Origin of the sequence: Klebsiella aerogenes, assembly GCA_029027985.1 — a bacterium.
Lineage (GTDB): Bacteria > Pseudomonadota > Gammaproteobacteria > Enterobacterales > Enterobacteriaceae > Klebsiella > Klebsiella aerogenes_A.
Window position 1 is genome coordinate 4,941,719 of record CP119076.1, and the last position, 8,237, is coordinate 4,949,955.

Genomic DNA, 8,237 nt, shown 5'->3' on the forward strand with positions numbered 1-8,237 from the left:
TGCCGGGCTTTTTTTTATGCTTTCACGCGCTGGATATAGTCGCCAAATGCGGTCAACTGGCCGCGCAGGTGATCGAGCGTGCTCTGATCAACCACTTCGCCTGCCTGTGGATCAACCTTGTTCTGAATCACGCCGCCCATAAATTCTGGCTTGTTCATCACCATTGCATCGAGGAAGACCAGAATCTGGCGCAGGTGATACTGGCAACGCGCGCCGCCGATAGCGCCCATTGAGCTGGTTTGAATCAACACCGGCTTGCCGGCAAGCGGCTGCTCCGGCAGGCGCGAGAGCCAGTCGATGGCATTCTTCAGGCCGCCCGGAACGGAATAGTTATATTCCGGGGTAACGATCACCACGCCGTCCGCGGCGCGGATTTGTTTGGCGATCTCCTGCAGGCTCTGCGGGAACCCCTCTTCCTGCTGGATATCGGCATCGTATAGCGGAATATCGCCGATTGATGGCAGCGCGGAGATTTCCATGCCCGCAGGCGCAATGCCTGGCAGCGTGCGCGCAACCATGGCGTTAAAAGAACCTTTGCGCAGACTTCCGAGTAACGTAACAACTTTCAACGTATCAGACATGAGTGCTCCTTTGCATCATGATGGCCGGCTAAACCGGTCAGTTGAGGGAGAATGCTTTTTCTACCGGTAGGCTGGTGAAGCGCATCAGGCGCGCATCGGTCTCTTTCGCCCGCGTTTGCGCATCAGGCAGGCAATGCCAACCCTCTTTGCCATCGAATTCCCAGACCTTCAGCGGGCCGATATTCGGGGTGACGGCAACTGACCACACCAGCAGCGTTTCTGCATCACAGATGGCTTCGATCGGCTGGGTTCCGGCGGTACGTAAGCGGCCGGCACCTGGCAGCAATTGTACCCGCACCGGGGCTTCGCCAGTGAGTTTCAGCACGCTGCGGCGCAGCGCCACCAGCTGGGCGCGCGCTTCGTCGGGATCGTGCTGAATGTTAATCCATAAATTCTCGTTACTATTGAAAATATAGCGATCGGCGGTATGCAGTGGATGCACGCCGCGTGAGGCGTGCTGTAGTTCCATATCGAGGCCGCAATCGCCCTCCGTCGTCAACGCCACGCCGACGATATTCCCGGCATAAGAGATGGAAAAACGAGGAAGATGGGGGTCGCGAAATGCGGGTCTGCCATGGGCGTCGCTGATGATTTCCGGCAGTTCGCCGATGCCGTAAAGCATAAAAAGCAGCTCAGCAAGCAATGAACGCGAGGCGCGATAGCGGCTCTGTCGGTATTCGGGGAGGTTACGTGCGGATTGATGACATGCTGCCGACAAACGCGTCGATAGCGGCTCCCTGGTGTTCAGTATCCCTCTTGCGAAATGCGTTGCCATTCGTCGCTCCGTGATTAATGGTCAGAGATAAAAATTGTGAATGATATTATCGCTCACAATGACCAGGTTTTAATGCGGAAATTCCCCCTTGAGAAGGGATAATGTCTGACTTTTACAATTTCTTGCGCAACAACGTGAGGATAGCGGGGGAATTTGCCTAAAGGGTGTTGGAATATAGCTGCTTGAGGGTCTCTCTGAGCCATACGATCTTTGGATTATAGCTATTACGCTTATGCCATAGCAGGGTAAACGGCACGCGCATTTTTTCCAGCAGCTGTGGTTCCAGCGGGAGAGGACGGGAAACCAGCGGCAGGTGGTGCTGTTGGTTATAGTGCTGACAATAGCGCGGCGCAGTCGCCAGCATGGTGTGATTCGGTTGCGCAGCCATAAAGAGCGACTGCTCAAAGCCGGGCAGGGTCAGAGCAACGGTGCGCTTGTGGCCCAGGTCATGCAGCACGTCATCCAATGCCCAGGTATCGCTCTGCTCCCAGCAGATATTGATGTGTGGATAGCGCAGAAAAGCCTCCAGATCCCATTCTTCATCGAGCGCGGGGTGATCGGCGCGCAACCATACCTGCGGTAGGTCGCTAAACAGGACGTCAAAATCGATGTACCACGGCAGCAGGCTCAGCTGCTCGCGCGAACGCGGATGTGTTTCCCGCCCGCAAAAACCAATATCGACCTCGCCGCGAATGATCGCATCCAGTGAATCGTAGTCCCAGTTGCGTAAACGGATCAGCGCCTGTGGATAACGTTGATAAATTTGCTGGGAGAGGGTGTTGAACAGAATCATTAGTAGCGGCGATTCCGCCGCTAGTTCGAACTTCAGGCCGCTGGGCATGGCGTGATGCGGCTTATCAAGGATCTGATTGCCCATCTGCATCCAGTCGGTAAGATCCTGCTCCATACTGCTCATTAATGGCGTCGGCGCCAGTCCCAGCGGGGTTTTGACAAACAAGGGATCATCAAACCAGGCGCGTAGTTTGGCCAGTGACTTGCTTACCGCCGACGGCGAAACGTTCATCCGTTTCGCCGTGCGGGTGACGCTGCGCTCCTGGGTCAGAAGCTGCAGGCATAACAATAGGTTAAGATCGAGACTCGACAGGGGTTTCTTCATTATGTTGCATCACGCGCGCCGGTGAGACCACCAGTATCAGAACAATACTGACTATGCTACAGGCAATGAGTATCCCGATCAGCATATTCATTGCACTTAACCCGATGATGGCAGCCAGCCAAATCCACAGTGAAGAGCCGCAAACCTGGGCGATGCCGAGCGCGGAACTGGCGACGCCAGCCCGCAGCGTGAACGGACCCAATGCCTGGCTCATCGCGACACCAAAGCCGACCGAGAAACCCGCGCAAATCATACCCAACCCCACCATGGTGATGGGCTGGCGGGTGGCGAGACTCAGTACCACGCCTGCCGTAAGGAACAGCCCCTGCGAGGTGAGCATCAGGGTACGTGGCTTAAACAGCGTCAGAGCGAACGGCGTGGAGAACGAGACTGCCATGCTGACCATCGCCATCAGCGCCATCGCCATGGAATAGGTCCCGCGGTCGAAGCCCATTTCTTCCATCATCAGAACCGGTGAAACGTTCACGTAGGTCAGAATCGCGGTAACGCTGAGCGTGGTGATAATAATACGGCTGAGGAAAAAGCGGTTCAACAGCGACTCGCCAGCGCTATGGTGCTGTACGTCTGTCTGGGGATGCGCAGCCGGGCGCGTCTCGCGCAGGATAAACACCGACAATAAACCGACGATCACGCCCATACCGGTCATCGTGTAGAACAGGCTCTGCCACGGGTACTTCAGCATGATCAGGTGGCCGAGCACTGGCGCCAGGACGGGGATGATGCAGGTGATACCGTTGAGCAACGATAGCACCTTGGCGCGACGGCGATCGTCCAGCGTATCGCGCAGGACGGCAAAAGCGACGACGTAGCAGCTTCCCGCGCCGATCCCCTGGATAAAGCGGCCGATCAGGAAGTGGGTGCTGGTATGCGCCTGTGAACAGAGCAGCGAGGCCAGCACGAAAATAACGGCGCCGAAGATCGCCACCGGTTTGCGCCCGGATTTATCCGCCGCTCGCCCGGCAAACAGCATTGCGGCGGCCATACCTGCTAGATAGACCGAGAAGGCAATATGCAGCTGCGCCTCGCTGGCGCCGAGATCCTGCGCGATGCGCGGTAGCCCGACCAGATACATATCGATGCCGGATGGATAAAGCAGAACCAGCGCAAAACTGCAGATAAGAAAGCGTGCCATAGAACCCTCGCAATAAGATGGCGTACAGCATAGTGGCTAGCGCCAGGTAGTACGAGTTGCCATTTGGACAATACTGTTTTCCTGAAAGGAAAAACAGGCTAAAGAGAATAAAAAACCCGCATTAACAGAAAGTTATTGCGGGTTAGTCAATGCTTACTAATGACGCTTATTTACCAATACAGAAACTGGAGAAAATCCGTCCCAGCAGATCATCGGAGGTAAACTCGCCGGTGATTTCACTTAATGCCTGCTGTGAGAGGCGCAGCTCTTCCGCCAGCAGTTCTCCGGCCCAGGCGCCCAGCAGCTGGGCTTTACCCTGTTGTAGATGGTTCGCTGCTTCTTCCAGCGCCTGCAGGTGACGACGGCGGGCGAGGAAGCCGCCTTCCATGTTGGTATCGAAGCCCATGCTCTGCTTAAGATGATTGCGCAACACCTCGACGCCTTCGCCTGTACGGGCCGACAGGCGGATCAGTGAGTGGCCATTCACTTCGCTGAGGCCCAGCGCTTCGCCGGTTACGTCGGCTTTATTGCGCACCACGGTAATTGGCAATTTAGCCGGCAGGCGCTCGATAAAGTCCGGCCAGATTTCCGCCGGGTCAACCGCGCTGGTGGTGGTACCATCGACCATAAATAGCACCCGATCGGCCTGTTCAATCTCCTGCCAGGCGCGTTCGATACCGATGCGTTCCACTTCATCGTTAGCATCGCGCAGACCGGCGGTATCAATGATATGCAGCGGCATGCCGTCGATATGGATATGTTCGCGCAACACGTCGCGAGTGGTCCCGGCGATATCGGTCACGATCGCCGCTTCACGGCCAGCCAGCGCGTTCAGCAGGCTGGATTTTCCGGCGTTTGGCCGCCCGGCGATCACGACCTTCATCCCCTCGCGCAGCAGGCTGCCCTGGCGGGCTTCGGCGCGGACGGCGTCGAGATCGGCGATAACGTCATTCAGCTGGGCTTCAATTTTGCCATCGGAAAGGAAATCAATTTCTTCATCCGGGAAATCAATCGCGGCTTCTACGTAGATGCGCAGGTGAGTGAGTGCTTCCACAAGATGGTTAACGCGTGCGGAGAACGCGCCTTGTAAGGAATTGAGCGCCGATCGCGCGGCTTGTTCAGAGCTGGCATCAATCAGGTCGGCAATGGCTTCTGCCTGCGCCAGGTCGAGTTTGTCATTGAGGAACGCGCGTTCGGAAAACTCGCCCGGATTGGCAATACGCACACCCGGCAGCGTCAGAATGCGTTTGAGCAGCAGGTCGAGGATCACCGGGCCGCCGTGTCCCTGGAGCTCCAGCACATCTTCGCCGGTAAAGGAATTTGGCCCCGGGAACCACAGCGCAATGCCCTGATCCAGTGCGCTGCCGTCGCTGTCTTTGAACGGCAGGTAGTCGGCATAGCGCGGCTTCGGCAGCTTGCCCAGTACCGCCTGCGCGACATCGCGCGCCTTGAGGCCGGAGATACGCAGAATGCCCACACCACCGCGTCCCGGTGGGGTTGCCTGGGCGACGATAGTGTCGTTATGGCTCATGGTTTGTCTCTACTGTGTCGCAATAAAAAAGGCGGTCATTCGACCGCCTTCCATTTTAGCTCGTGCTCAACCGAATCAGGATTTTTTCTTCTCGCGGCTATGCAGGCCACGTTTTTCCAGACCACGGTAAATCAGCTGCTGCTGAATGATGGTTACCAGGTTGCTGACGATGTAGTACACCACCAGACCAGACGGGAACCACAGGAAGAACACCGTGAAGATGACCGGCATAAAGGTCATGATCTTCTGCTGCATCGGGTCGGTCACGGTGGTCGGCGACATCTTCTGAATGAAGAACATCGTCGCGCCCATGATGATCGGCAGGATGTAGTACGGGTCTTGCGCAGACAGGTCGTGGATCCACAGGATAAACGGCGCATGACGCAGTTCAACCGAGGCGCTCAGCATGTAGTACAGCGCAAGGAAGATAGGCATCTGAATAATCAGCGGGAAGCAGCCACCCAGCGGGTTCACTTTTTCTGCTTTATACAGCGCCATCATTTCCTGGCTTTGACGCTGTTTATCGTCGCCCAGACGTTCGCGCATTGCCTGAATCTTCGGCTGCAGCATACGCATTTTCGCCATGGAGGTGTACTGCGCTTTAGTCAGCGGGTACATGATGCCACGAACGATAAAGGTGATGACGATAATCGAGAAGCCCCAGTTGCCGAGGAAGCTGTGGATGAATTTCAGCAGCTTAAACAGCGGTTGGGAGATGAACCACAACCAACCGTAGTCGACGGTCAGATCCAGGTGCGGCGCGACGGCAGCCATTTTATCCTGCAGAGCAGGGCCAACCCACAGCACGCTTTCCAGCTTGTCGGTTTGGCCTGGCTGTACCAGTACCGGCTGTGATTTATAGCCGATAGCAACAACGCCGTTGCCGAGGTTTGCGGTATAGAAGTTGTTGGTACCGTTGTTTTGTGGCACCCACGCGGTGGTGAAATACTGCTGCAGCATCGCTACCCAACCGTCTTTGGTGCTGACGTTCAGGTTTTCGTTGTCGACGATAGTATCGAATTTGTATTTTTCGTATTTCGAATCAGCAGTGGAGTACGCCGCACCACGGAAGGTGTGCATGGTAGACAGACCGCCGGTTTGCGTATCGCGGCTCGAAGGCAGCGCTGCGGTTTGTTTCAGCTGACCGAAAGAGGAGACTTTCAGCGGTTTTTCGCCGACGTTTTTCACGTTATAACCGACGTTCACCGCATAATCACCGCGTTTCAGGGTGAAGGTTTTGGTGAAGACGTTGCCTGCTTTGTCGGTGTAGGTCAGCGGAATAACGATTTCGTCCTGGCCGTCAGCCAGTACATACGCATCTTTATCAGCGTTATACAGCGGACGCGGGCCGTTAGCCGGGTTATCCGGGCCGTCACGACCGGTTAAGCCGCTCTGCGCCTGATAGATAAACTGCGGTGTGGTTTCCAGTAACTGGAACGGTTCGGTAGATTTCAGCGCTTTCGGATAAGCCGGAAGCAGCGCTTGCTCAACATCACCACCGCTGGTGTTGATGGTCAGATCAAGCACATCAGTTTTAACCGTAATCAGTTTCCCTTGGCCACTGGCCGGTACGCCCTGGTCTGCGGCGCTACCCGCTGCTGTGGTCGTAGTCTGCGTGGTCTGCTGCTGGGTTTGCGGATTGTTGTCCTGCTCCCAGGCTTGCCAGATCATGAAAGACACGAACAACAAAGCGATGATAAGAAGATTGCGTTGCGAATCCATCGTTAGTGTTCTCTGGTATCAAATGGTCCAGGCGGGACGGGGTCGTCACCACCAGGGTGTAAAGGGTGGCATTTTAATACGCGTTTCACCGTCAACCAACTGCCTTTTATCACTCCAAACCTGCGCAATGCCTCAATTCCGTATTGAGAACAGGTCGGCGTGAAACGACAGTGCGGCCCGAGTAGCGGACTAATCAGGCGCTGATAGACCCTAATAAGGCCTATCAGGACCCGCGAGCCAGGCGACAATGGCGGCGCCATAATTTTTCCAACGCTTCCGAGAGAGCACGGTTATCGAGGTCGGCAACCCCTTTCTTTGCCACCACCACGAAATCCATTGGCGGGAGTTCATGTTGACGTAAACGGAAGCTTTCACGCGTCAGACGTTTAATCCGATTGCGTTCGTGCGCGCGTTTAACGTTTTTCTTGGCGACGGTAAGACCGATGCGGGGATGCCCCAGCGAATTCAGGCGGCCGAGGATGGTGATTTGCGGCGTGCCAGCCCGTTGTGGCTGCTGGAAGACGAAAGTGAAATGACTGGGAGTTAACAAACGTAACTCCCTGGGAAATGCTAGCTTAACCACGCAGGGTTAGCTTTATTACTTGGAAACGGTCAGACGAGCGCGGCCTTTAGCACGACGACGTGCCAGAACCTGACGACCATTTTTATTAGCCATACGAGCACGGAAGCCGTGAGAACGGTTGCGCTTCAGTACAGACGGTTGAAAAGTGCGTTTCATGGCGATTTCTACCTAAACTTGAATAATTTCACTGACTTTTGCGTAGACCCGAACGAACATCGAACGACTTACGCCTCAGCGTGGGTGATTAAAGAGGCCGGATTGTAATAATTGTACACTCCGGAGTCAATTCTCTTTCCTTATTTCTCGCACCTTGCCGCACAAAAAATAAGCTGAGACGAGTTACGAAAACGGGCATTACGCGCCGGGTGGGGGATTATACGGGCTGGCGGGTAAAGCGCAAGGATCGTAAAGGATCTTTATTAGATCGATTCAGTCCAAAGCCAGTATAGTTCATTAATTTTTCCAATATGTGGGCGAAATCGTGCCGCACTCTCGCCAGGATCGATTACACTTACCCGGTTTCGATCCTCCTGTGGATAAATCGGGAAGAATCTGTTGAGAAACACAAGATCTCTTTCTCAGTTTAGGCTATGATCCCCGGTCCCGATCGCGATCCACGGATCCGCTCCGGGTAAAACCGCAAATAGCGGTTCGCACGTCACCCCTTTTGTGCAGGGGCTTTTCGGCTAATGCAGGGTCTTGTCGACGTGTGCCAACAATCACGATTGTTTCAGTTTTTCTTTTATATCGATTTTATGTTCGAGTGGAGTCCGCC

The 8,237-nt window shown here is 55.2% G+C and carries 9 protein-coding genes; all 9 read right to left on the reverse strand.

What is annotated here, in order from left to right:
- Positions 1-14: 14 nt before the first annotated feature.
- The gene (locus PYR66_23415; protein ID WEF28155.1) at positions 15-581 is read right to left on the reverse strand and encodes an NAD(P)H-dependent oxidoreductase; all 567 of its coding nucleotides are present in this window, start codon (positions 579-581) and stop codon (positions 15-17) included.
- A gap of 37 nt (positions 582-618) precedes the next feature.
- The gene (locus tag PYR66_23420; GenBank protein WEF30535.1) at positions 619-1,203 is read right to left on the reverse strand and encodes a hypothetical protein; all 585 of its coding nucleotides are present in this window, start codon (positions 1,201-1,203) and stop codon (positions 619-621) included.
- A gap of 310 nt (positions 1,204-1,513) precedes the next feature.
- Positions 1,514-2,473, reverse strand: coding sequence for an HTH-type transcriptional regulator YidZ (yidZ, locus tag PYR66_23425; protein WEF28156.1), 960 nt, complete (start codon positions 2,471-2,473; stop codon positions 1,514-1,516).
- Entirely contained in the window at positions 2,442-3,626 is a 1,185-nt protein-coding gene (locus tag PYR66_23430; GenBank protein ID WEF28157.1) for an MFS transporter, read from the reverse strand. Before PYR66_23430 ends, yidZ begins: the two co-directional genes overlap by 32 nt.
- Before the next feature lie 166 nt (positions 3,627-3,792).
- Positions 3,793-5,157, reverse strand: a complete 1,365-nt coding sequence (gene mnmE, locus PYR66_23435; GenBank protein WEF28158.1) for a tRNA uridine-5-carboxymethylaminomethyl(34) synthesis GTPase MnmE — start codon at positions 5,155-5,157, stop codon at positions 3,793-3,795.
- A gap of 75 nt (positions 5,158-5,232) precedes the next feature.
- Positions 5,233-6,879 carry a membrane protein insertase YidC gene (yidC, locus tag PYR66_23440; GenBank protein ID WEF28159.1) on the reverse strand — a complete coding sequence of 549 codons (1,647 nt, stop codon included), beginning with the start codon at positions 6,877-6,879 and terminating at the stop codon, positions 5,233-5,235.
- A gap of 2 nt (positions 6,880-6,881) precedes the next feature.
- Complete coding sequence (gene yidD, locus PYR66_23445; GenBank protein ID WEF28160.1) at positions 6,882-7,139, reverse strand: membrane protein insertion efficiency factor YidD; 258 nt, start codon at positions 7,137-7,139, stop codon at positions 6,882-6,884.
- A complete protein-coding gene (gene rnpA / locus PYR66_23450) occupies positions 7,103-7,462 on the reverse strand; it encodes a ribonuclease P protein component (protein ID WEF28161.1) in 360 nt (119 codons plus the stop codon). The genes yidD and rnpA overlap by 37 nt, the downstream gene beginning before the upstream one ends.
- Before the next feature lie 15 nt (positions 7,463-7,477).
- On the reverse strand, positions 7,478-7,618 hold the full coding sequence (gene rpmH / locus PYR66_23455; protein ID WEF28162.1) for a 50S ribosomal protein L34: 141 nt from the start codon (positions 7,616-7,618) through the stop codon (positions 7,478-7,480).
- Positions 7,619-8,237 lie beyond the last annotated feature (619 nt).